Source organism: Proteus sp. ZN5 (assembly GCF_011046025.1).
Taxonomy (GTDB): domain Bacteria; phylum Pseudomonadota; class Gammaproteobacteria; order Enterobacterales; family Enterobacteriaceae; genus Proteus.
Map to the genome: position 1 here is coordinate 807,666 of NZ_CP047639.1, position 23,121 is coordinate 830,786.

A 23,121-nucleotide genomic window follows, 5' to 3' on the forward strand; every position below is an offset into this window, starting at 1 on the left:
CCCTTATTGATGGCGATACATCGCTAACTTTGAATAACTAATCAGAGCGAAATTGCGATGCAGGCATAATATTGACGCTCTCATGAAGTTCAGACCAAACCAATACGGCCTCACCGGATTTAAGTTGTTTTTTTACGTCGGCGACTTTTTGTTCAAGCGTTTTCTCTTGGATACCATAATCAGTGCCTTCTCGTAAAACGAAACTTTCAATGAGATTGTCTAGTGTTTCAGTTGAAAGCTCGCTCCAAGGTATTATCATTTTGCTTTCTCCAAATAGGTCGCCAACCAATCAGGAATGCGACTTTCTAGCCACATCACAGGTTTAGAGAGCTTTCCACCAACAAACCCCACATGCCCACCAAATTCTGTAAGTTGATATTCAATGTTATTGGGTAGCGTTTTGACATCAGGAATAACATCCGCAGACATAAATGGATCATCTTTAGCATGAATGATAAGTGTCGTTTTCTTTATTTTATTTAATAAAGGCAACGCACTGCACTGGCGATAATAATCTAGTGCATCTTTAAATCCGTGAATTTTAGACGTAATAAGATCGTCAAACTGACGTAGTTTTTTGATGGATTTTATCGTCAATAAACTGATTGGTAAGGACTCTGGATAACGAATAAGTTTTCGTGTTGCGTTATTTTTAAGTTCTTTTAACAGATACCATTGATAAAAACGAGAAAAGCCATGTTCAATTTTTGTCGAGCATGGTTCTAGCATTAATGGTGCAGAGACAATAACGGCTGCATCTACAACCGCATTTTCACCACTTTCTGCAAGATAATAGGCAAGCATATTTCCACCAAGAGAATAACCAACAGCGGCGGTTGGTTGCTCACCAAATTCCTTTTTCAACCAATTTAAGAAGTAGCGAGCATCTTCTGTTTCACCTGAGTGATAAATACGGTTTTGTCTATTGGGTTCACCACTGCATCCTCGAAAGTGCATCACAACGCTTAGCCAGCCTCTCTCTTTTGCTGCGGCTAACATGCCGTGAGCATAAGGGCTGCTAAATCCACCTTCTAAGCCATGAAAGATGACTAAGCGAGGTTTATTGAGTGCGGTTGTTGGATCTTCACTCCACGCTAAATCGACAAAATCATTATCTGGAAGATTGAGTCGTTGCCAATGTGGCGTAAGTTGTGGCGTCCTACGTACAATTCTTGGTAAGAGCGTTTGTAAATGTGGATTTTTAGCCCAACGCATTGGATTAAAGTATTGAGACATATTTTCCGTCTATCAAAATGAATTAACACTTATTTGCTAAATAACATACTGCTATTTTCGGTGAAAATAAAACGTCTGTCACATCTTTGAGCACACTCGATGACAATTAGCCTTATTTTTTCTTTAACTGTTTTCCTATTTATTGCCGCGATAACACCTGGGCCAAACAACTTACTGCTTACTTCATCTGGGGCAAATGTCGGTTTTAAGGGCTCGTTAAAACTAATGGCTGGCATTATGTTAGGTATGCAATGCGTTTTATTGAGCTCTGCATTTGGCGTAGCCGCATTATTGATAATTTATCCTGCACTGCATATCGGATTGAAGATAGTCGGGAGTGCTTATTTGCTTTGGCTTGCTTGGAAAACAGCAACATCATCTTACCAGCGTTTAGATATTCCAGCAAAAACACCGCAAGCAATAAGTTGGTTTCAAGGTGGATTATTGCAATTTCTAAACCCGAAAGCGTGGATGATGGGATTAGGTGCAGTAGGGAGTTTTAGTCTATCAGGTGATGCTTATTTTAGCTCTGTTATTGCTATTAGTATTGTAATGGTTATTGTTAATTTCGTTGCTGGTATTGTTTGGATATTAGGCGGAACATTAATTAGTCTATTTTTACAAAGCAGACGCTCTTGGTTTATTTTCAATATTTCAATGGGATTATTAACGGCGCTTTGTGTCCCTCTGATTTGGATAGAGTAAATTAAGAAAATAGGTATAAATCAAGGAGTAATCAAATTTTTTTGATTTAAATGATGTTTTTTTAAGATTGGTTGAAATGATCTCTCTTGATGTGTATCAAAAAAAGAGTATTCCTCTATAAAAAGAGAGATCTACGATCGCCCACTGACACAATCATTCATGTTAAAGTATTCTCTTGTATAAAGTGATGACTGATTTTTTAGTCGTTATATAGATTGCATTATTCAACTATTTGATTTTTTATTTCTCATTATTAACACCATTAAAATGGAAAAATAACTATTTTATATAGGAATTATTTATTCTTTTTACTGTTTCTATTAAAGTGATTTTTATTACGTTTATGTTTTTAAATTGTTATTAAATGAATGGAAGTGTTTGAAAATAACAATTTATTAAGAGTGAATAGATTAAGTTCATATCGTGCTATTGACCTAAAAGAATAAATTATTATTTAAAATAGAGAAGGAATAAATTAAGTATTATAAATGTAGGGATTGATAGATATAGTTCTGATTGAAAAGATATTTATAAAACTATTATAAAAACAAGTATTCCAATAATAAGGTGATTTTTTCTATACTTTATTGTTGTTCATTATCTCTTTTTAATTGATTTTATTCTAAGAGATTAATTATTTTAGGTATTAAATACTGCGCCAAGAATTACTCCATATATAATTATATAGTACTCGAAGTGGATATTGTCATTATGCCGACATTAACGAAAATTGCCTGGATAAAGCCGGGTATGGCTACAAATCAACGAAAAATAGCAGACTATATTTTAGATAATCCAGAGAAAACAATCACTTTATCGTCACAGCAACTTGCTGAAACAATGGGTGTGAGTCAATCTGCTATTGTTAAATTTAGTCAAAAAATAGGATTCAAAGGCTTTCCTTCTTTGAAACTCGCCATTAGTGAAGAGCTAGGTAGAAAGAACGCGAATTCAGGAGCAAATCCGAGCCTATTACATAATCAAATAGGTTCGGAAGATAGCTTAGTGGTTATCGCACAAAAACTCGCTCAAGAGAAAAATAATTCAATTTGCGATACAACTCGCCAAATTAATTACCTTCATTTTGAAAAGGTGATCCAGCTTATTGATGAAGCTCAGCGAGTTCAGATTATTGGTATTGGTGGTTCAGGATTAGTCGCAAGAGATTTAAGCTATAAATTACAAAAAATAGGAATAACCACGCTGATTGAAACAGATCATCATGTTCAGATATCTGTTGCCCAAATGTTAAGTTCAAAGGATTTACAGATAGTTATTTCTTATAGTGGTAAAAGAAAAGACATGTTAGTTGCTGCCTCTGTGGCTAAAAAACAGGGAGCAAAAATAATTGCTATTACAGGAGAAAAACACTCTCCATTAGGAAGAATTTCTGATTATATATTAGAAACAATTGCGGATGAAGGTGAGTGGCGAAGCGCTTCAATCTCTTCACGTACAGCACAAAATACGATCACTGACCTTATTTTTATGGCGTTATTAAAGAAACGTGATGAGTGTGCGAAGACATTAGTGCTAAGTTCACAGGCATTAATTAATAGTCTGGATAATTAAAAAATTTGAACTGATTCAAAAAATTAATATTTAAATATAAGTATTTCCACTTATTACTAAAGTTATTCTCTTAATGGCCGAAACGATAGTTATTTAGGCAGTCTTTTTTTGTTGAGATGTTTTAATTTCAATGTCGAGGAGAGTAACTAATGCGTAACAATCAACCGGTGACACAGCGAGAATACCCGGTATCTGAAAACGCAACACTGATGTCGACGACAGATCTTGATGGCAATATTATTTATGCCAACGAGGACTTTGTCGAAGCCAGTGGGTTTTCATTGGAAGAACTTGTGGGACAACCCCACAATATTGTCAGACATCCAGATATACCTTCAGAGGTTTTTAAGGATATGTGGCAAACGTTAAAGCAAGGAGAGGTTTGGACCGGAGTCGTGAAGAATCGGCGTAAAAATGGAGATCACTATTGGGTAAGAGCGAATATCACCCCTATTATACGTCAGGGTAAAATTCAAAGTTTCATGTCAGTAAGGACTGCGGCAAAAAAAGAGGAAATAGCACAAGCCTCAACACTTTATGCCGCATTTAATCAAGGTAAGTATCCTTCACACACGTTTTTAAAAGGCGCTTTTGTTTATAAAGGATGGCAACGTTGGCGCTCATGGAATCAAACTATTTCATTAAAAAAACGACTCCGTCTTTTTATCCTCTTACCTCTACCTTTTATGTTGTTGAGTGCATGGTTTGCCGGTTTATCGGATTATGCTCTTTTTATGCATATTGCTATTTTACTGGTATTACTGATGGCAAATGAACGTATTCTCTATTTTCAGATTGTTAAGCCAATTAGACTACTGAATGAGCAAGCAAATCGAGTGGCCACTGGTGATGAGCATAACGTTACATATATAAATCGTATTGATGAAGTGGGTATGACACAGCGTTCAGTCAATCAATTAGGGCGTATGTTCCGTTGGTTAGTCAGTGATGTGAGTTATCAAATACATCAAGTAGACATCTCTTGTGATCAATTAGCCGCCGGTAATCGCGATCTGTATGTAAGGACAGAGCAAACCGCCAGCAATGTTGAAGCAACCGCTTCAACAATGAATGAATTAACGACGGCGGTAAGCAGTAATAGTGAAACGGCAGGGCAAGCAAACAACCTTTCTAATATCACTTGTGAGGCAGCGATAAAAGGAGGTAGTGCAATGGATAATATCGTTAATACAATGAATGATATAGCGAAGAGTTCTGATCGCATTAGTAATATTATTGGTGTTATTGATAGCATTGCCTTTCAAACTAATATCCTTGCACTTAATGCATCCGTAGAAGCCGCCAGAGCTGGCGAACAAGGTCGAGGTTTCTCGGTGGTTGCAACAGAAGTAAGGGAGCTAGCACAACGCAGTGCAGAAGCAGCGAAAGAGATCAAAACATTGATCAGTGCTTCGAGTAGCAATATCAAAGTCGGCTCAAAGCAAGTCAATGAAACAGTCGGAACAATGGAAGATATTGTTGTACATGTTAAAAATGTGACCGATTTAATTGGTGAAATTAGTCTTGCATCATCAGAACAGAGTGCGGGCTTAAAAGAGCTTGGTCGTGCTGTTGAAAAATTAGAATCGATTACACATGAAAATGCGAATTATGTTTCTAAAGCCTCAATGATTTCAGGTGAAATGAAAGTACAAACTAATTACTTAGTTAGTGCAATCAATGTATTTCATTAATTTGTCATTATTTAAGAAGTGAAAGAAAAAGACACCTACTAAAAACAGGTGTCTTTGTGTTTACTAAATCACATTATTATCATGATCAAAGCAATGGCTTAAAAGCTTGTCCAATCATCATCTTCACCGTCATTTACAGTCGCTGTTCCTTTTGCTGGCTTTTTCTCTTTTACGTCATCTTTGACTGTATTTTTTATCTTCTCATCTTTTGTATGCAGTAATTTTTCAGATGAGAACTGTTTTTCTATTACTTTATGTTGTGCCTTTTTATTGAACTGTTCACTTTCAGCCGTTTTAAACTGCTCAACGATTTGTTCAAGATTACCCGCTTCTTCAGTCAATAAGCTGGCAACAGCAGAAGATTGTTCAACCATCGTCGCATTTTGCTGTGTTGCTTTATCCATTTCAGTGACTGCAAGAGAGACTTGTGTAATGCCTCGAGTTTGCTCTTCTGATGCAGATAAAATTTCTGTCATTGAATCTTCAACATGTTTTACGGAAGTCAGTATTTCGCCCATAGAAATGCTAACTTGTTCAACCAGATCGTTACCATGACGAACACGGCTAATAGAGGCATCAATTAACTCTTTAATTTCTTTTGCAGCTTCGGCACTACGTTGTGCCAATTCTCTCACTTCGGTGGCAACGACAGAGAAACCTCGACCTTGTTCACCCGCTCTTGCAGCTTCAACGGCAGCATTTAATGAGAGAATATTAGTTTGGAAAGCGATGCTATTGATAACGGCAGTAATTTCACCAATTTTTTGTGAGCTATCGGCAATGTCAGTCATCGTTCTCACCATTCTATTGGTGACATCGCCCCCTTTGCTGGCAATATTGGAAGTCTGACTAATAAGGTGTGAAACTTCACGAGCACTTTCTGTATTATTTCTCACTGTTGCTGTCAGTTGTTCCATACTTGATGCAGTTTCTTCTAATGCACTCGCTTGCTCTTCGGTACGACAAGAAAGATCGGTATTCCCTGCGGATAACTCTTGAACACCGGTATAAATATGATGACTTGTCCCTCGGATCGCATTCACAATTAATGACAGTTCGGTACGCATATATTGAATACCTGTAATTAATTGGTCAATTTCATTATTTCCTTTCGCTATGACATCTTTATTTTCTAATAAATTTCCTTGTGAGATTTCCGACATATAATCGACAATTTGATTGATACGTAAAACAATATTTCGACGTATCCAAAGTACAACAAGAACAGTAAAAAGAACAAAAACAAACATAAAGACAAAAGCTAAAACTAAGGTACGTTCATAATTACCTTGAGCTGCATTTATAGCATGAGTAACAACGTTATCACTAAGATAATCTGTTGCTTCATAAAGGGATTGAGTAAAGCGTTGATTGGTATTATGTGCATAAAGAGACTGAAAACCGTAGTAATCACGAATTTCTAAACATGATACAAGTTGGTCAAGATCGTAAAGTACACGCTTAAAGAGCTTTTTCATGCTCTCTATTTTTTCGGGATCAAAATCTGCTTCTTCGGTAGCAGTGAAGTATGCAGTAATAATGCGTGTAACCTCTTGTTTTCTTTTTGGATAAGAGGAGATGAAATCAGAAATTTTATTTTCTGCAATATCGGGTGTGAGATGAGCTTCAAACATAACATTTAGCATATCTTCACGTAATTTATTTAACTCAGCATAACCATAATCCATCGTTTTTATCTGTTCAAAGCCATTCGCTAATTGTGAGATCCGCTTATTTGTTAAACTCGCATCACGGATACTCATTGCACCAGAAAAAAGTTGAATGGTGCAAAACAGTATTAAGATAAACATTAAGCCATTAGATATTTTTATTCGTTTCAGCATAGCCTTACCTATTTAATTGGTTTGTAGGACACACAGCAAGGAGCGATAACTATTTATCAATTAAACTTATTCGGCTATATATTTAAAAACTTTACTTTTTCTACTCTGTTTGATAGTAAAGACAACTTATATTTCTTTTTTTAGCTTTAATTATCAGCTAATGGCTAAAATTCTTTAATGATTAATAGAAAAATCTATAAGTATATTATCTTACTTATTTTTTGTGTTAATTGTTGAAATATAAATATTAATAATGTTTTGTTGAATATTAAAACGATAATAAGCAGTATTTTATTTTTATTTATCTTTTTATCTTATGATAAGTAAAATAAAATCGTCGCTTTCATAAACGCTCTTAATTTTTCTTAAAAAATATATTTGTTTCGTATAAAAAACAATCTATTTTTTTGTGTTTATGTGCGGTGGGATGAGAAATACTCCCAGAAAAATCACTGGGAGTATGGTAGGTAGAGGTTTTGTTATATGTTCTGGACTATTTTCTACACAACTCTCTCACACGATATTGTATGAGAGGTATCATTAAAAGCTTTCCCAATTATCGTCTGTTTCGTGATTATTGGTTTTTATTGTTGGTGTTTTAAGTGTTTCTGTGTCTTGTGATTTAGCTGAGAATGTCGGCAACTTAGTTTTAGCTGGTGCAACTTTTTCGTGCTCAACTTTGAATGTATTCACAATCGTATCCAGCATACTTGCTTGCTCACTTAATGTGGCAGAGGCTGCTGTTGATTGTTCAACCATCGCCGCATTTTGCTGTGTTGCTTTATCCATTTCATTAACAGCAAGGCTGATCTGTGCAATACCACGGGTTTGTTCTTCTGATGCAGATAAAATTTCTTTCATCGAACCCGAAACATGATTAACAGAAGTAACAATCTCACCCATTGATAAACTCACTTGTTCAACAAGATCATTACCCTGTCTAACACGTAATATTGTCGATTCAATCAGCTCTTTGATCTCTTTCGCCGCTTCCGCACTACGCTGTGCTAAATTACGCACTTCACTTGCAACCACAGAGAAACCACGGCCTTGTTCACCCGCTCTAGCCGCTTCAACAGCAGCGTTAAGGGCTAATATATTGGTTTGGAAAGCAATATCATCAATGACCGCAGTGATTTCACCAATTTTTTGTGAGCGATCGGCAATGTCTGTCATTGTCATTACCATCTTATTACTATGCTCACCACCCTGAACGGCAATATCAGCAGTACTCATAACGAGCTCTGTGACTTCTCGAGCGCTTTCTGTGTTATTACGAATAGTTGCGGTCATCTGCTCCATGCTGGATGCCGTTTCTTCTAATGCACTGGCTTGCTCTTCCGTTCTGCTAGATAAATCATTATTACCCGCAGCAATCTCTTGTACGCCAGTGTAAATAGTTGCACTAGTATTTCGAATCGAGCTTACCATCTCTTTTAATTGAGCACGCATTTGCTGCAAGCCGAGCATGAGTTGATCGATTTCAGTCTTACCTGAAACATCGCTATCAATACGACTGACTAGATCACCTTTAGCAATTGCCTCTTGATAGATGATCATTTGGTTAATGCGCACAATGATGTATTTGCGGATCCAAATAAGCACTAAGGTGGTAAAGATGAGGAAGATACCCATAAAGAGTGATGCTATCCACAACATGCTGTGGTAGTTACCTTCTGCTTCAATCACTGAAGGATTCACAACTTCATCGGTAATAAAGTCGGTGGCTTCATACAATGAATTGGTGAAGTTAGTGTTTGCTGGGCTTTTTAAAATTAAACGAACGGCGTTAGTGTTACGTTCACTTAAATACTGCGCCAGTAAATCAAGATCAGCTCGGCTCTTTTGATAGAGCTGTTTGATCTGAGCCATACGTTGCTGATCGAAACCTGTTTGTGCAGATAGCTCAACATACTCATTCATCAATGCATCAACTTGTGCTTTACGTGCAGGCATGGTTTGCATAAATGTGGTGATGTTCGCATCTTCAGCTTGAGGATTTGAAATATAACTAAATGCTTGTGCAATAATATCAGTACGTAATGTATTCAACTCCGCATAGGTATTATCCATTGTGCGTAGTTGATCGAAACTGTATGAAATTTTTTTAAGAGTGTTTTGAGTCTGGTAGGCATCGTGAATGCTTTGTACTCCAGAAATGATCTGAATAATACAAAACAGAGTCAGGACACACATTAAACCTTGAGAGATTTTAATTCGTTTTAACATAACCCTACCTATTAGCTTTGCCTTTTCGTTGGTAAGTGGGAGGTCCACTTAGCAGAATGATTAATTCGGCTGGAATGTTAAAAACTTTAGCGTGAAAGAATTTATTTCCCTTACTTAATATAAATAGGTAGAAAATAAACGTTAGATGGTTATTTTTATTGGGTTATTACTAGATAGGATGAGATTATGTTTTGTGTAAATCGTGCTATTGTAAAATGATATAAATACCGTAAGTGAAATGAATTGTATAAATTTTCAGAATGAATTGAAGGGCAAAAATAAAGGAACTATTTCACTTTAAATAGTTCCTTTTTTAATGAATTGCCTTGTATTACTTGGCTTCAAATGTGTTTGTCATTTCTTCCAATGTTTCTTGTAACTCCATCCACTCCATTTCCACTTCTTCTAGTGCGGATTTCGCAACACCTTGTCGGTTTAAGCAATCAGAAAGCTCATTTTTACGGCTAGTATCATAAATACTGCTATCAGAAAGAGCTGTTTCGATATCACTAAGCTCTTGGCTTAATTTATCCATCTTACTTTCTAATGTTGAAAGTTTCTTGCGTAGAGGCTGGGTTTGTTGTCTAAACTCCGCTTCTTTGCGTTTTTGCTCTTTTTTATCTTGAGCGCTTAAATTGGTGGTTGTTGTGGTATTGTCGTTATCTTGTTGGCTTTTATTTGCCTGTGCCTCTTGACGATTTTGATCGACTAACCACTGTTGGTAATCATCAAGATCGCCATCAAATGGCTCAACTTGACCATCGTGTACCAGATAGAGATCGTCAGTGGTCGAGCGTAATAAATGCCTATCATGCGATACGACAACAATAGCTCCTTCAAAGCTAATTAAAGCTTGAGTCAGTGCTTGGCGCATATCTAAATCAAGGTGGTTTGTTGGTTCATCCATTAATAGCAAATTAGGGCGTTGCCAAACTAAAAGTGATAAAACTAAACGCGCCTTTTCACCCCCAGAGAATTGACCACAAGCATCTGTGACTTTATCGCCATGAAAGCCGAAACCACCCAAGTAATCACGTAATTTTTGTTCAGTCTCTTTAGGTGCTAAACGAGTTAAATGTTGTAGTGCCGATTCATCTGAGCGTAAAAACTCTAATTGATGCTGAGCAAAATAACCAAGCTTAATACCTTTAGAAAGTGCTAATTTCCCCTGTAACGGTTCAATTTCACCTGCAAGTAATTTAATCAGTGTCGATTTACCTGCACCATTGCGTCCTAATAATCCAATACGCGAGCCGGGAACTAAATTGAGTTTGATATCATTAAGAATAACTTTTTCACCATAACCCGCGCTGACTTTCTCCATTGATAAAAGTGGATTAGGCAAGCTTTCAGGTTGGCGGAAGCTAAAATGGAATGGGTTATCTGAATGCGCAGGAGCAACCTTTTCCATTCGCTCAAGCATTTTGACACGGCTTTGAGCTTGTTTGGCTTTTGTCGCTTTTGCTTTAAATCTATCTATAAAACTCTGTAAGTGTGCAATTTTGGCTTGTTGATTTTCAAACAAAGCTTGTTGTTGTGCGAGTTTGGTTGCACGTTGCATTTCAAACGAAGAGTAGTTGCCTGAATATTCAAAGATTTTTTCTTGCTCGATATGCAAGATTTTATCCACGATAGGATCAAGAAAGTCACGGTCATGGGATATTAAAATAAGTGTACCTGTGTAGCTTTTTAGCCATTTTTCTAGCCAAATTACAGCATCTAAATCTAAGTGGTTGGTTGGCTCATCGAGTAGCAGTAAATCAGAACGACAAATCAGCGCTTGCGCCAAGTTTAAACGCATTCTCCAACCACCTGAAAATGATTTTACAGGTTCATTAAGCTGCTGTTGGCTAAAACCTAAACCATTCAGTAAGGTTGCTGCACGGGATTGTATTGTCCATGCATTAATTGCATCTAATTGCCCGTGGATCAGTGCGATAGCGTGACCGTCATTTATTTCGTTCGCTTTTTGTAAACGGCGCTCAAGTTCACGATATTCTCTATCACCATCAATAACATAATCAATAGCAGGTACATCAAGTGCAGGTGTTTCTTGGTTAACCCATGCCATTGACCATGTACTAGGATAGGTGACATTGCCTGCTTCAGCTTGAAGTTCACCTTTCAATAAAGAAAGTAATGTGGTTTTGCCACAGCCATTTTTACCGACTAGACCAATCTTTTGCCCTGGATTAATGGTTGCACTGGCATTGTCCAGTAACACTCTGACACCACGGCGAATTTGCAAAGAAGAAAAAACAATCATAAATATCGTCTATTAAGAGTATGTAAATTAATATATAGAGTAAGTTGTTCGTAACAGTTGGTCACAATGCGTGCATGGTAACGGAAAAAACAGTTCCTGACACGTTTTGTAAGGAGGAATGATGTCAAACGCATCAAATGTATTGCTGGTGTATGTTCATCCCGAGCCGCGCCAATCAATCGCCAATAAAGCGTTATTAAAAGCGGTGAGGGATTTAGAGAATATAACTATCCATGATTTATATGCTACTTATCCTGATTTTTTTATTGATATACACCATGAACAATCCTTGCTGTGTAAGCACCAAGTGATCGTTTTTCAATTTCCATTGCAAACATATAGTTGTCCTGCGTTATTAAAAGAGTGGCAAGACAGAGTATTAACTCGTCCATTTGCTAACAAAGCAGGTAGAGCACAACTAAAGGGTAAGTCATTTCGTTGTGTTATTACAACGGGAGAGCCTGAGCAGGCTTATCAACATAATGGGAAGAATCACTACACACTGACAGAGTTATTACGTCCTTTTGAATTAATGGCAGAAATGTGTGGTATGCGCTGGCTATCACCAATGATTGTGTATTCAGCAAGACAACAATCCAAAACAACATTAACTCATATCGGTGAGGCTTATCGCCATTGGTTAAGTGCGCCACTTGAAGGGGAGCAAGCCTAATGGAAGATAACTGGATGATTAAAGCGGTGCTCTTTTTCTTGTGTGCTGCCGTGATTATGGTACCGATTGCACAACGTCTTAAAATTGGTGCAGTACTCGGTTATTTGATTGCAGGTATTGCCATTGGCCCTTGGGGATTAGGGCTATTTAAAGATGTTGATAACATCTTACATTTTGCTGAATTAGGCGTGGTCTTTTTAATGTTTCTTATTGGTTTGGAATTAAATCCAGCCAAATTATGGGAACTGAGACGCGCTATTTTTGGTGTTGGTTCAATGCAGGTGGTATTAACCGCTTCTATTTTTTCAGGGCTCATTCTCGTTTTTACCTCTTTTTCATGGCAGGCAGCCGTTATTGGAGGCTTAGGTATTGCGATGTCTTCTACGGCGATGGCATTGCAACTGATGAACGAAAAAGGGATGAATCATAATGAAGGCGGACAATTAGGTTTTGCTGTTTTACTTTTCCAAGATATGGCCGTTATTCCTATCCTTGCCGTTATTCCTTTGTTAGCTGGAGAAACGGCAAGCAGTGATTGGTATCGCATTGGCGTGAAAGTGGCCGCTTTTGCTGGATTACTGATTTGTGGTCGTTATTTATTACGACCACTCTTGCGCTTAGTGGTGAAATCGGGAGTAAGGGAAGTTTTTACTGCCGCTGCGCTGCTTGTTGTGTTAGGTGCCGCTATTTTTATGGAAACTCTTGGTTTTTCAATGGCAATGGGAACCTTTATTGCGGGTGTATTGTTGGCAGATTCAGAATATCGACATGAATTAGAGATCTCCATCGAGCCCTTTAAAGGCTTACTTTTAGGACTTTTTTTTATTTCTGTTGGTATGTCTTTAGATATCGGCATCTTATGGCGTTATCTTCCACAAGTATTATTAGGTGTCTTAGTTCTGGTTATTGTAAAAGCATTGATACTTTATAGTATTGCGTGGTTAGCCAGATTACGTTTTTCCACACGATTACAATTCTCAGCTGTGTTAAGTCAAGGCGGGGAATTTGCGTTTGTCGTTTTCTCGACATCGATGGCAATGGGTGTATTAGATAGTCAGCAAATGGCGTTATTGTTGGTTGTTGTTACACTTTCTATGATGACAACGCCTCTTGTGATGCAAATGACAGACGCTGTGTTTGCTCGTCGTTATAATGACGCTAAAACGGACGAACAGCCCTTTGTTGAAAATAACCACCCAGAGGTCATCCTTGTCGGATTTGGTCGAATGGGACAGGTTGTAGGACGCTTATTAATGGCGAATAAGATTAACGTCACGGTATTAGAGCATGATGTTGGAAGCATCAGCACCATGCGTAAATATGGCTATAAAGTTTATTATGGTGATGCCACAGATCTCAATTTATTGCGCGCAGCCGGTGCTGAACATGCTAAAACCATTGTTATCACCTGTAATGAACCTGAAGCTACGATGGAAATTGTTCATCTCTGCCAGCATCATTTCCCTAATTTGCATATTATTGCAAGGGCAAGAGGGCGTGTTGAAGCTCATGAATTGCTCAAAGCGGGCGTGACAGATTTTAGTCGTGAAACATTTTCTAGTGCCTTAGAGTTAGGTCGTAAGACGTTAATTGAATTAGGAATGCATCCTCACCAAGCTTATCGGGCACAACAGCATTTTCGTCGTCTGGATATCAACTTGTTAAGAAAGCTGGTGGATGAATCACCTGAAGAAGTTTCTAATGTTTCACGAGTAAAAGAAGCGAGACGGGAACTTGAGGAGTTATTTAGTGAAGAAATTCGTCAAGAGCACCATCAGCCTGATATTTGGGATGAATCTTTAACAGAAGACATTCCTCAAATACATAAAGAAAAAAAATCTATTGATTAATAGGAGAACTGACCCCATGTCTGCAACCCGTAAACGCTTTATCGCAGGAGCTGTATGTCCACACTGTCAAGCTCAAGATACACTCAAAATGTGGCGTGAAGATAAAGTGGATATTGTGGAATGTGCGAAATGTGGCCATCAGCAACGGCAAACAGAGGGTGAAGTTAATGCCCTTGTTCGTGAAAATGAGCAGGTCATCGGGATCTTTACACCACAATAATTGTAGGTTTTTTGATATAACCCGATACAGAAGATTTATTTTTCGTTACAATCGGGAAAATTTTGCCCACGGGTATGTAGGAGATGTCATGAAAGTAGCAAACGACTTGGTAGTTAGTCTGGCTTATCAAGTAAGATCAGAAGACGGTGTTTTAGTTGATGAGTCCACGGTGAGCGCACCGTTAGACTATCTGCATGGCCGTGGTTCTTTAATCAGTGGTTTAGAAAATGCATTAACAGGTCGCGAAGTCGGTGAAAAATTCGACGTAGAAGTCGCTTCTGATGATGCATATGGTCAATACGACGAAAACTTAGTTCAACGTGTACCGAAAGATGTTTTTGTTGGTGTTGATGAGTTAGAAGTTGGTATGCGTTTTCTTGCTGATACCGATCAAGGTCCAGTACCAGTAGAAATTACAGGTATTGAAGGTGACGAAGTTATCGTTGATGGTAACCACATGTTAGCAGGTCAAAACCTGAAATTTCATGTTGAAATCGTTGCTATTCGTGAAGCGACTGAAGAAGAATTAGCTCACGGTCATGTACACGGTGAAGAAGAAGAGCACGAGTGTTGTGGTGGCCACGGTCACGGTGAAGAAGGCGGATGCTGTGGCGGTGGTCACGGTCATGGTCATTCACACGGTGAAGAAGGTGGATGCTGCGGTGGCGGCGGTCATGGTCACGGTGGCCACGGCCACGGTAATGGCGGTTGTGGTTGCCAGCACTAATCTTTCGTTGAAAAGATCAAAAGGAGCGTTTAAACGCTCCTTTTTTGTTTTTGGTTTCGATATCAATAACAAACGAGAACTTAGTAGTGAGGTGGAGGCGTTTCGTCCTCAGGTCTAGCTAGTATTGAGGTTTGAGAGTTTTTTAGGCGCTCAGAAACAATTTTTAAGGCTTCTTTAAAGCGGCTAATTTCGATTTGCTGCTGTGTGACCACCTGATTTAATTCTTCAATAGTCGCATCTTGGAAAGCAACTTTGCTTTCTAATTGAATGAGCAATCGCTCTACTTCCTTAATATCCATTGTGTTTTTCCTCCTTTAAAATGTCCTATTACGACGAATATGATTAACAAACTCGCGAAATTTAATCTTATTTACTGATATATACACAGGAAGACATAAATCTGGTTTGAGATAAAAGACTATTTTGCTAATGTGATAGCACTCTGTGCTGACAAAAATCCTAACACTAACTGTTAAGAGTGTCGGCAAATTTTTTAAATTCATATAAAATTGCTACCCGCGGATGAGATCTATACCGCAACGACAGCAAGATGTGATGCAAAACGTTTAAGCAAAGATCTATGATGATCGTTTGCAAAACGTAGCGACTCACTAACATATACTGGAGAATGGGATGAAATCTTTATTAAAAACGACGTTGCTGGCAACCAGTTTAGCTTTCGCATTCAGTGCACCTCATGCATTCGCTGAAGAAGCTACAGCTAAAGTGCCAACATTAAATAGCGCATTTAAAACTCAAAATGAGCAAAATGCCTATGCGTTAGGCGCGTCGATGGGTCGCTATATGGAAGCTGCATTACAAGAACAAAAAAATATTGGTATTACTTTAGATTCTAAGCAACTGTTAGCAGGTGTTCAGGATGCATTTAATAGTAAATCAAAATTATCAGACGCTGAAATTGAATTAACATTAGCGGCTTTTGAAGATCAAGTTCGTACTGCTGCAACAGCAAAAATGGAAAAAGAAGCGACCGAGAACAAAGCTGCCGGTGATAAATTCCGTACAGAGTTTGCCGCTGAGAAAGGTGTAGTAAAAACTAAATCAGGCTTACTGTATTTAGTTGAAAATCCAGGTAAAGGTAAAACTCCAACAGATGCTGATCGTGTTACTGTAAATTACAAAGGTATGCTGATTGACGGTAAACAATTTGATAGCTCTTATGATCGTAACGAACCTCTGACAATCAGCCTGAAAAGCGTTATTCCTGGCTGGACTGAAGGTATGAAGTACATCAAAGAAGGCGGTAAAATTAAGTTAGTTATTCCACCAGAATTAGGCTACGGACAACGTGCAACAAGTGGTATTCCTGCTAACTCAACATTAGTATTTGAAGTTGAATTACTGAGTGTTGAAAGCGATAAGTAATTCACTTATCTCTAAATATCACTAAAAAATGCTGACATTAATGTCAGCATTTTTGTTTCTAATATATAGCTCATCATTTGTTTGTTAATACATCACGTCAGCCTATTGTCTCTTCAACAATAATGGCTTTGGGCTTTTTGAAAACAAACAGCAAGCCCACAATGATCGCTCCCATCCCTGCCAAACTTAGCCAAGACATCTTGTTACCTAAGAAGATGTAATCCATTAATGCTGTCACGCCAGGTACTAAATAAAATAAGCTCGTGACGTTAACTAAATTACCTGTCGTGAGTAAGCGATATAGTAGCAGCTGAGCAACAACAGAAATGATCACCGCAAGCCAAAGTACAGGAATGATAAAGCCAATGTCGAATGAAGCATGAAAAGGCTGGAAGGGTACAAATAATAAACACAGCACAAGACTAACAACATATTGTAGAGGTAAGGCATCCATCGGCGCTAATTGCAGTTTTTTCTGTGAGATTGCACCAAAGCTCATACAAAGCAGTGCAACTAACGCATAAATCATCCCTGTCAATGAGAGCGCTGTATTAAATAAACTTTGGGCAACCACTAACACTAATCCAGCCAAAGCGATCAAGAGCCCTAATAGTCGTGTCGCTGTAAAATTACGTTCTATTATCCATAATGTAATAATCGGCTGAACGCCCATAATTGTGGCCAACATTCCCGGTGTAATACTATTAGCAAGGGCTAAAAGATAACAGATAGAATAACCACCAATAATAAGTAAACCGACCCATGCTGTTTTTAAACGACTTCCTTTCGGTGGTAAAAAGCGATGGCGCTGAATACATAAAAAAGAGAGAAATGCTAAAGCAATAATAAAACGCCAAGTTAAAATTGCAAATGAGCTACCATTATCTAATCCCCAGCGAGAAAAGATAGCGCCACTACTCCACAACAAAACGAATAATGTTGTTGGGCCGAATTTTGCCCAATATTGACGTAAGTACATGATGATATACCTGTAAAATAAGCAATAAGAGAGCTTGATTATTTTTAATGATTATTAGCTAATTGATAAAATATCAATGAATAAACGTAAATAACCTATCATTATACTGATGTTAGTTAAGTCTGTTTTTAGGCTAAGCAAACAAATCAAGCAATGTGAGTTGCAACAACAACCGTTGTATTGACTACAACCACTTTCACAGGCGGAGGTGGCGAAGAGAGAATTTCAATAGGTATAGAAGCAACAGAAGTTAATCCTATTATTGATGAAGTTTGCTGAGGTTGGCATATCATCAGTGTATTCATAGGATTAATTACTCGTTAAAATAACAATAATTTGGAATATAGGTAATCTATTCAATAGTGTCAATCTTTATCCTTCCCACGCCGAAAAAGGAAAATTTTCAAAAATAAAAGGTGGGAATGAGTACAAAAAATAAAGAAAAATGAAAAAAGCTGTGACCTATCACAAAGCTCTTATTCTAAGTCACTTGACGTAGATCTTCTGGCGATCTAACGTCAGAATCGTTCTTAATTCTGTTTTTATATTTAAATTTTTTTAATATTGAATTGATCCGCAATGACGAATCGTTATAAAAAATAGAACCTCAAGTCATTATCATAATTAAAGCCTTTAAGGATTATATAATCAAATGTCTAGCCCGTTATTTAATGGTGACAGCAGCGAGTTTGAAAAAGAGTTTGAAAAACTAGATAGCCGACCTTTTACTCAAACTGATCACGAAATACTAAAGTCCTATGAAGCTGCCGTGGATGGTTTGGCAATGCTCATTGGCAATCATTGCGAAATCGTATTGCACTCTCTGGAAGATTTGAAATGTTCAGCGGTTAAAATCGCGAATGGAGAACATACTGGTCGTAAGATCGGTTCTCCAATTACCGATTTGGCATTACAAATGTTACATGACATCACAGATGAAGATTCAAGTTTTTCAAAGGCTTATTTTACTAGAGCAAAAAGTGGTGCATTGATGAAGTCAATCACGATTGCTATTCGTAATCGTGAACGTCGTGTCATTGGTTTACTGTGTATTAATATGAACCTTGATGTTCCATTCTCTGAAATAATCAAAACCTTTATTCCTGAAGAAACGCATGAAGTTGCATCCGATGTTAACTTTGCTTCATCTGTTGATGATTTAGTGGCTCAAACATTAGAGTTTACGATTGAAGAAGTAAATAATGATCGTGAAGTTGCGAATAATGCTAAGAATAAACAAGTCGTGTTAAGCCTTTATGAAAAAGGTATTTTTGATATTAAAGATGCCATTAATCAGGTTGCGGATCGCTTAAATATCTCAAAACATACTGTGTATCTCTATATTCGCCAGTTTAAAAATGGAGAATAAGGCAACATTATGAGTTCCTTGACATATTGTTTAGTGGTTACAGGGCCTCATTACGGAACTGAACAAGCTTCAAGTGCCTATTTATTCGCGAATGCCCTTCTTGATAAGGGGCATCAAATTTCACAAATTTTCTTCTATCGGGAAGGCGTTGTGAATGCGAGTAAATTGGTATCGCCTGCAAATGATGAATTTGATCTCCCTAAAGCGTGGGTTACATTGGCGAAAGAATATCAAATTCCCCTGCATGTTTGTGTTGCCGCCGCAATGCGTAGAGGAATTATCGATGAGCAGCAGTCAAAAGAGCAGGAAATGGATAGCCATAACATGGCAGCTGAATTTGAGTTAAGTGGGTTGGGTTCCCTGGCTCAAGCGATGTTAACCTGTTCCCGTGTGGTGCAATTTTAATGAAGAAAATGAATTCAATCGCATTCCTTTTTACTCAAGCACCTCATGGTAATAGTGCAGGGCGGGAAGGTTTAGATGCTTTACTCGCAACCTCTGCATTAACAGAAGATATTGGTGTTTTTTTTATCTCTGATGGTGTGTTTCAACTCGTTGAAAATCAACATCCTGAAAGAGTGTTATCACGTCATCATGCTGCAACATTTAAAGTGCTACCCTTGTATGATGTGACAAACGTCTATATATCACAGAAAGACATGGCTCATCGTGGATTATCCTCTCAAACTTCTTTTGTGTTGGATGCACAGGTGATATCCCAAGAAGATATTGCTCAAAAATTGAGTGAATATGATGTGATATTGCGCTTTTAATACAGAAGTTAGTCAGGAAGGTTGAACGGTTATGTTGTATACTTATTCTGTCTCTATTTATCAAAGTGATTTAGAGGCTTTTTTATCTTTATTGACAAAAGAAGATGATGTTTTGTTAATACAAGATGGTGTACTGGCAGTTCTTGAAGACAATCCCTTATTAAAATATTGTCTCCAACAGCAAATTTCAGTTTACGCATTAATTGATGATGTTTTGGCAAGAGGCTTAAAAGATCAAGTATCTCATCATATTAAACTTATCAATTATGGTGATTTTGTCGATTTAACGGTAAAACACCCCCAACAAATTCATTGGGGAGCGTAGAATTGCTGTATAATTCTTGACACATGAGCCCGTCAGCAATAAAATTCTGCGTCCTCATGTTTTGTCTTGTTGACAAGACAGAGTTCAAATCCGTGTTTACGAAGCAAAAACCAGGAGCTTTTTTTAAATGGCAACTATTAACCAGCTGGTGCGCAAATCTCGTAGCTCGAAAGTTGTTAAAAGCAACGTTCCAGCTCTGGAAGCTTGCCCGCAAAAACGTGGCGTATGTACTCGTGTATATACTACCACTCCAAAAAAACCAAACTCAGCACTGCGTAAAGTATGCCGTGTGCGTTTGACTAACGGTTTCGAAGTTTCTTCCTACATCGGTGGTGAAGGCCACAACTTGCAGGAACACTCCGTAATCTTAATCCGTGGTGGTCGTGTTAAAGACTTACCAGGTGTGCGTTACCACACTGTTCGCGGCGCGCTGGACTGTTCCGGTGTTAAAGACCGTAAACAAGCTCGTTCTAAGTACGGTGTGAAGAAGCCAAAGGCTTAATGGTTCTCCGTTAAGTAAGGCCAAACATTTTTTCACCATTAATGTCAAAATAAACTCATTGAGTTTTGGACAACCCTGAATTTAAACGGAGTATTTCCATGCCACGTCGTCGTGTAATTGGTCAACGTAAAATTCTGCCAGATCCTAAGTTCGGATCAGAACTGCTGGCCAAATTTGTAAACATTCTGATGGTAGACGGTAAAAAATCTACTGCAGAATCTATCGTATATAATGCGCTTGAGACCCTGGCTCAGCGTTCAGGCAAAACTGAACTGGAAGCGTTCGAAATCGCATTAGATAACGTACGTCCTACTGTGGAAGTTAAATCCCGCCGTGTTGGTGGTTCAACTTACCAAGTTCCAGTTGAAGTACGCCCAGTTCGTCGTAATGCATTAGCAATGCGTTGGATTGTTGAAGCTGCTCGTAAACGCGGTGATAAATCCATGGCGCTTCGCCTGGCAAATGAATTATCTGATGCGGCTGAAAACAAAGGCGCTGCTGTTAAGAAACGTGAAGACGTTCACCGTATGGCAGATGCAAACAAGGCGTTCGCACACTACCGTTGGTAATCCACGGAGTATCGCAACTCTTTTCAGGACAGCTCTGCTGTCCTTTACCTGAATTGAACGCCCACGAGAGAGGAAAAAATGGCTCGTCAAACCCCCATAGCACGCTACCGTAATATCGGTATTAGTGCGCACATCGATGCCGGTAAAACCACTACAAGTGAACGTATTCTGTTTTATACCGGTGTAAACCATAAAATTGGTGAAACTCACGAAGGTTCAGCAACAATGGACTGGATGGAGCAGGAGCAGGAACGTGGTATTACTATCACATCCGCAGCAACTACTGCATTCTGGTCTGGTATGGCTAAACAGTTTGAGCCTCACCGTGTAAACATCATCGACACCCCGGGACACGTTGACTTCACAATCGAAGTAGAACGTTCTATGCGTGTTCTTGATGGCGCGGTTATGGTTTACTGTGCAGTTGGTGGTGTTCAGCCTCAGTCAGAAACAGTATGGCGCCAGGCTAACAAATATCATGTACCACGTATCGCGTTCGTTAACAAAATGGACCGTATGGGTGCAAACTTCCTGCGTGTTGTTGAACAAATCAAAACACGTCTGGCAGCAAACCCAGTTCCACTGCAAATCCCAGTAGGCGCTGAAGAAAATTTCACCGGTGTTGTTGATTTAATTAAAATGAAATCAATCCGTTGGAATGAAGAAGACCAAGGTGTTACCTTCGAATACGAAGACATTCCTGCAAATCTACAAGATTTAGCTGAAGAATGGCATAACAACCTGGTTGAATCTGCTGCTGAAGCATCAGAAGACCTGATGGACAAATATCTGGGCGGTGAAGAACTAACAGAAGCAGAAATCAAAGCTGCTCTGCGTAAACGCGTTCTAGATAACGAAATTATCCTGGTTACCTGTGGTTCTGCATTTAAGAACAAAGGTGTTCAGGCAATGCTGGATGCGGTAATTGAATACCTGCCAGCACCAACAGATGTTCCTGCTATTAATGGTATGTTACCAGATGGTAAAGATACTCCAGCAGAACGTCATTCAAGCGACGATGAGCCATTCGCAGCATTGGCATTCAAAATCGCAACTGACCCATTTGTTGGTAACTTAACATTCTTCCGTGTGTACTCTGGTGTTGTAAACTCTGGTGACACAGTTCTGAACCCGGTTAAAGACAAAAAAGAACGTTTTGGCCGTATTGTTCAGATGCATGCTAACAAGCGTGAAGAAATTAAAGAAGTTCGTGCGGGCGACATCGCTGCTGCTATCGGTCTGAAAGACGTAACTACAGGTGATACTTTATGTGCAATTGATGCACCAATCATCTTAGAACGTATGGAATTCCCAGAGCCAGTAATCTCTGTTGCTATCGAACCTAAGACTAAAGTTGACCAAGAAAAAATGGGTATCGCTCTGAACCGTCTGGCTCAGGAAGATCCATCTTTCCGCGTATCAAGCGACGAAGAAACTGGTCAAACTATCATTGCTGGTATGGGCGAACTGCACTTAGACGTGTTAGTTGACCGTATGCGTCGTGAATTTAAAGTTGAAGCGAACGTAGGTAAACCACAGGTTGCTTACCGTGAAACTATTCGTGATACAGTAACTGATATCGAAGGTAAGCACGCGAAACAATCTGGTGGTCGTGGTCAGTACGGTCATGTTGTTATCGACCTGTCTCCATTACCAGCAGGTGGTGAAGAGAACTACGTATTTATCAACGATATCGTTGGTGGTGTAATTCCTAAAGAATTCATCCCAGCTGTTGATAAAGGTATTCAAGAACAGCTGAAATCTGGTCCATTAGCAGGTTACCCTGTTGTGGATATTCAGGCTCGTTTACATTACGGTTCTTACCATGATGTTGACTCCTCAGAAATCGCGTTTAAAATTGCCGCATCAATGGCATTTAAAGACGGCTTCATGAAAGCTAAGCCAATTCTGCTTGAGCCAGTCATGAAAGTTGAGATTGAAACGCCAGAAGATTACATGGGCGACGTTATCGGTGACTTAAACCGTCGTCGTGGTATGGTTGAAGGTATGGACGATCTGCCTACCGGTAAGATCATCCGTGCTCAAGTACCACTGGCTGAAATGTTCGGTTATGCAACTGACCTGCGTTCACAAACTCAGGGTCGTGCTTCTTACTCTATGGAGTTCTTGAAGTACAACGAAGCGCCTAGCAACGTCGCTCAGGCTATTATCGAAGCTCGTAAAGCGAAATAAGATCCTTTC

General features: G+C 38.7%; 23 protein-coding genes. 15 read left to right on the forward strand and 8 right to left on the reverse strand.

The annotated features are described in order from the left end of the window. Positions 1 to 37: 37 nt before the first annotated feature. Positions 38 to 259 (reverse strand): YheU family protein, encoded by a 222-nt coding sequence (locus GTK47_RS03720; protein ID WP_075673323.1) that lies wholly within the window; start codon positions 257 to 259, stop codon positions 38 to 40. Beyond that, positions 256 to 1,236: a hydrolase gene (locus GTK47_RS03725; RefSeq protein WP_165122193.1), complete on the reverse strand. Its 981-nt coding sequence runs from the start codon at positions 1,234 to 1,236 to the stop codon at positions 256 to 258. Before GTK47_RS03725 ends, GTK47_RS03720 begins: the two co-directional genes overlap by 4 nt. A gap of 99 nt (positions 1,237 to 1,335) precedes the next feature. On the opposite strand from GTK47_RS03725, the gene GTK47_RS03730 reads away from it, so the two are divergent. The 3 genes from GTK47_RS03730 (at position 1,336) to GTK47_RS03740 (ending at position 5,207) form a co-directional block, all read left to right on the forward strand. After that, positions 1,336 to 1,941: a LysE family translocator gene (locus GTK47_RS03730; RefSeq protein ID WP_165122194.1), complete on the forward strand. Its 606-nt coding sequence runs from the start codon at positions 1,336 to 1,338 to the stop codon at positions 1,939 to 1,941. 711 nt (positions 1,942 to 2,652) lie between these two features. Beyond that, positions 2,653 to 3,513 carry an SIS domain-containing protein gene (locus tag GTK47_RS03735; protein WP_165122195.1) on the forward strand — a complete coding sequence of 287 codons (861 nt, stop codon included), beginning with the start codon at positions 2,653 to 2,655 and terminating at the stop codon, positions 3,511 to 3,513. A gap of 149 nt (positions 3,514 to 3,662) precedes the next feature. Beyond that, on the forward strand, positions 3,663 to 5,207 hold the full coding sequence (locus GTK47_RS03740; protein WP_165122196.1) for a PAS domain-containing methyl-accepting chemotaxis protein: 1,545 nt from the start codon (positions 3,663 to 3,665) through the stop codon (positions 5,205 to 5,207). 98 nt (positions 5,208 to 5,305) lie between these two features. On the opposite strand, the gene GTK47_RS03745 is transcribed toward GTK47_RS03740, so the two are convergent. The 3 genes from GTK47_RS03745 to GTK47_RS03755 all read right to left on the reverse strand — a co-directional run bounded on the left by GTK47_RS03745 (position 5,306) and on the right by GTK47_RS03755 (position 11,546). Beyond that, complete coding sequence (locus tag GTK47_RS03745; RefSeq protein WP_165122197.1) at positions 5,306 to 7,051, reverse strand: methyl-accepting chemotaxis protein; 1,746 nt, start codon at positions 7,049 to 7,051, stop codon at positions 5,306 to 5,308. A 540-nt stretch (positions 7,052 to 7,591) separates the two neighbouring features. After that, a complete protein-coding gene (locus GTK47_RS03750) occupies positions 7,592 to 9,280 on the reverse strand; it encodes a methyl-accepting chemotaxis protein (RefSeq protein WP_165122198.1) in 1,689 nt (562 codons plus the stop codon). 331 nt (positions 9,281 to 9,611) lie between these two features. Beyond that, on the reverse strand, positions 9,612 to 11,546 hold the full coding sequence (locus GTK47_RS03755) for an ABC transporter ATP-binding protein (protein ID WP_165122199.1): 1,935 nt from the start codon (positions 11,544 to 11,546) through the stop codon (positions 9,612 to 9,614). Between the two features lie 121 nt (positions 11,547 to 11,667). On the opposite strand from GTK47_RS03755, the gene kefG reads away from it, so the two are divergent. The 4 genes from kefG to slyD all read left to right on the forward strand — a co-directional run bounded on the left by kefG (position 11,668) and on the right by slyD (position 15,016). Beyond that, a complete protein-coding gene (kefG, locus tag GTK47_RS03760) occupies positions 11,668 to 12,219 on the forward strand; it encodes a glutathione-regulated potassium-efflux system ancillary protein KefG (RefSeq protein ID WP_165122200.1) in 552 nt (183 codons plus the stop codon). Continuing rightward, complete coding sequence (gene kefB, locus GTK47_RS03765; RefSeq protein WP_165122201.1) at positions 12,219 to 14,069, forward strand: glutathione-regulated potassium-efflux system protein KefB; 1,851 nt, start codon at positions 12,219 to 12,221, stop codon at positions 14,067 to 14,069. The genes kefG and kefB overlap by 1 nt, the downstream gene beginning before the upstream one ends. Before the next feature lie 16 nt (positions 14,070 to 14,085). Further along, on the forward strand, positions 14,086 to 14,289 hold the full coding sequence (locus tag GTK47_RS03770; RefSeq protein ID WP_088494381.1) for a YheV family putative zinc ribbon protein: 204 nt from the start codon (positions 14,086 to 14,088) through the stop codon (positions 14,287 to 14,289). Positions 14,290 to 14,377: 88 nt separating this feature from the next. Next, positions 14,378 to 15,016, forward strand: a complete 639-nt coding sequence (gene slyD, locus GTK47_RS03775) for a peptidylprolyl isomerase (protein ID WP_069369613.1) — start codon at positions 14,378 to 14,380, stop codon at positions 15,014 to 15,016. Positions 15,017 to 15,096: 80 nt separating this feature from the next. Here slyD and GTK47_RS03780 read toward each other — a convergent pair whose 3' ends face one another. Then, positions 15,097 to 15,315 (reverse strand): SlyX family protein, encoded by a 219-nt coding sequence (locus GTK47_RS03780; RefSeq protein ID WP_023583298.1) that lies wholly within the window; start codon positions 15,313 to 15,315, stop codon positions 15,097 to 15,099. 334 nt (positions 15,316 to 15,649) lie between these two features. On the opposite strand from GTK47_RS03780, the gene fkpA reads away from it, so the two are divergent. Continuing rightward, complete coding sequence (gene fkpA / locus GTK47_RS03785; RefSeq protein WP_075674195.1) at positions 15,650 to 16,402, forward strand: FKBP-type peptidyl-prolyl cis-trans isomerase; 753 nt, start codon at positions 15,650 to 15,652, stop codon at positions 16,400 to 16,402. Positions 16,403 to 16,499: 97 nt separating this feature from the next. Here fkpA and GTK47_RS03790 read toward each other — a convergent pair whose 3' ends face one another. Together GTK47_RS03790 and GTK47_RS03795 are read right to left on the reverse strand one after the other, a co-directional pair. Then, positions 16,500 to 17,381: a DMT family transporter gene (locus GTK47_RS03790; RefSeq protein WP_165122202.1), complete on the reverse strand. Its 882-nt coding sequence runs from the start codon at positions 17,379 to 17,381 to the stop codon at positions 16,500 to 16,502. A 146-nt stretch (positions 17,382 to 17,527) separates the two neighbouring features. Further along, positions 17,528 to 17,686, reverse strand: coding sequence for a hypothetical protein (locus GTK47_RS03795; RefSeq protein ID WP_165122203.1), 159 nt, complete (start codon positions 17,684 to 17,686; stop codon positions 17,528 to 17,530). Positions 17,687 to 18,033: 347 nt separating this feature from the next. Here GTK47_RS03795 and GTK47_RS03800 point away from each other — a divergent pair, with 347 nt between their 5' ends. From GTK47_RS03800 to fusA, 7 genes are all read left to right on the forward strand, one after another. Beyond that, the gene (locus GTK47_RS03800) at positions 18,034 to 18,750 is read left to right on the forward strand and encodes a transcriptional regulator (protein ID WP_165122204.1); all 717 of its coding nucleotides are present in this window, start codon (positions 18,034 to 18,036) and stop codon (positions 18,748 to 18,750) included. A 9-nt stretch (positions 18,751 to 18,759) separates the two neighbouring features. Further along, positions 18,760 to 19,155, forward strand: a complete 396-nt coding sequence (gene tusD, locus GTK47_RS03805; RefSeq protein WP_165122205.1) for a sulfurtransferase complex subunit TusD — start codon at positions 18,760 to 18,762, stop codon at positions 19,153 to 19,155. Next, complete coding sequence (gene tusC / locus GTK47_RS03810; protein WP_165122206.1) at positions 19,155 to 19,523, forward strand: sulfurtransferase complex subunit TusC; 369 nt, start codon at positions 19,155 to 19,157, stop codon at positions 19,521 to 19,523. Before tusD ends, tusC begins: the two co-directional genes overlap by 1 nt. A gap of 31 nt (positions 19,524 to 19,554) precedes the next feature. After that, the gene (tusB, locus tag GTK47_RS03815) at positions 19,555 to 19,848 is read left to right on the forward strand and encodes a sulfurtransferase complex subunit TusB (protein WP_098941725.1); all 294 of its coding nucleotides are present in this window, start codon (positions 19,555 to 19,557) and stop codon (positions 19,846 to 19,848) included. A 127-nt stretch (positions 19,849 to 19,975) separates the two neighbouring features. Further along, a complete protein-coding gene (gene rpsL, locus GTK47_RS03820; protein WP_004236497.1) occupies positions 19,976 to 20,350 on the forward strand; it encodes a 30S ribosomal protein S12 in 375 nt (124 codons plus the stop codon). Between the two features lie 98 nt (positions 20,351 to 20,448). Then, positions 20,449 to 20,919, forward strand: coding sequence for a 30S ribosomal protein S7 (gene rpsG / locus GTK47_RS03825; RefSeq protein WP_004246897.1), 471 nt, complete (start codon positions 20,449 to 20,451; stop codon positions 20,917 to 20,919). 78 nt (positions 20,920 to 20,997) lie between these two features. Beyond that, complete coding sequence (gene fusA / locus GTK47_RS03830; RefSeq protein WP_165122207.1) at positions 20,998 to 23,112, forward strand: elongation factor G; 2,115 nt, start codon at positions 20,998 to 21,000, stop codon at positions 23,110 to 23,112. The last annotated feature ends 9 nt before the right edge of the window (positions 23,113 to 23,121 follow it).

Bases quoted from the DNA above. Each gene is read 5' to 3' on its own strand.
- kefB (WP_165122201.1), top strand. From the start codon at position 12,219: ATGGAAGATAACTGGATGATTAAAGCGGTGCTCTTTTTCTTGTGTGCT.
- tusD (WP_165122205.1), top strand. From the start codon at position 18,760: ATGAGTTCCTTGACATATTGTTTAGTGGTTACAGGGCCTCATTACGGA.
- GTK47_RS03780 (WP_023583298.1), bottom strand. From the start codon at position 15,315: ATGGATATTAAGGAAGTAGAGCGATTGCTCATTCAATTAGAAAGCAAA.
- GTK47_RS03755 (WP_165122199.1), bottom strand. From the start codon at position 11,546: ATGATTGTTTTTTCTTCTTTGCAAATTCGCCGTGGTGTCAGAGTGTTA.
- tusB (WP_098941725.1), top strand. From the start codon at position 19,555: ATGTTGTATACTTATTCTGTCTCTATTTATCAAAGTGATTTAGAGGCT.
- GTK47_RS03790 (WP_165122202.1), bottom strand. From the start codon at position 17,381: ATGTACTTACGTCAATATTGGGCAAAATTCGGCCCAACAACATTATTC.
- GTK47_RS03745 (WP_165122197.1), bottom strand. From the start codon at position 7,051: ATGCTGAAACGAATAAAAATATCTAATGGCTTAATGTTTATCTTAATA.
- rpsG (WP_004246897.1), top strand. From the start codon at position 20,449: ATGCCACGTCGTCGTGTAATTGGTCAACGTAAAATTCTGCCAGATCCT.
- GTK47_RS03800 (WP_165122204.1), top strand. From the start codon at position 18,034: ATGTCTAGCCCGTTATTTAATGGTGACAGCAGCGAGTTTGAAAAAGAG.
- GTK47_RS03730 (WP_165122194.1), top strand. From the start codon at position 1,336: ATGACAATTAGCCTTATTTTTTCTTTAACTGTTTTCCTATTTATTGCC.
- slyD (WP_069369613.1), top strand. From the start codon at position 14,378: ATGAAAGTAGCAAACGACTTGGTAGTTAGTCTGGCTTATCAAGTAAGA.
- tusC (WP_165122206.1), top strand. From the start codon at position 19,155: ATGAAGAAAATGAATTCAATCGCATTCCTTTTTACTCAAGCACCTCAT.
- fusA (WP_165122207.1), top strand. From the start codon at position 20,998: ATGGCTCGTCAAACCCCCATAGCACGCTACCGTAATATCGGTATTAGT.
- GTK47_RS03735 (WP_165122195.1), top strand. From the start codon at position 2,653: ATGCCGACATTAACGAAAATTGCCTGGATAAAGCCGGGTATGGCTACA.
- fkpA (WP_075674195.1), top strand. From the start codon at position 15,650: ATGAAATCTTTATTAAAAACGACGTTGCTGGCAACCAGTTTAGCTTTC.
- GTK47_RS03720 (WP_075673323.1), bottom strand. From the start codon at position 259: ATGATAATACCTTGGAGCGAGCTTTCAACTGAAACACTAGACAATCTC.
- rpsL (WP_004236497.1), top strand. From the start codon at position 19,976: ATGGCAACTATTAACCAGCTGGTGCGCAAATCTCGTAGCTCGAAAGTT.
- GTK47_RS03725 (WP_165122193.1), bottom strand. From the start codon at position 1,236: ATGTCTCAATACTTTAATCCAATGCGTTGGGCTAAAAATCCACATTTA.
- GTK47_RS03750 (WP_165122198.1), bottom strand. From the start codon at position 9,280: ATGTTAAAACGAATTAAAATCTCTCAAGGTTTAATGTGTGTCCTGACT.
- GTK47_RS03740 (WP_165122196.1), top strand. From the start codon at position 3,663: ATGCGTAACAATCAACCGGTGACACAGCGAGAATACCCGGTATCTGAA.
- GTK47_RS03795 (WP_165122203.1), bottom strand. From the start codon at position 17,686: ATGAATACACTGATGATATGCCAACCTCAGCAAACTTCATCAATAATA.
- GTK47_RS03770 (WP_088494381.1), top strand. From the start codon at position 14,086: ATGTCTGCAACCCGTAAACGCTTTATCGCAGGAGCTGTATGTCCACAC.
- kefG (WP_165122200.1), top strand. From the start codon at position 11,668: ATGTCAAACGCATCAAATGTATTGCTGGTGTATGTTCATCCCGAGCCG.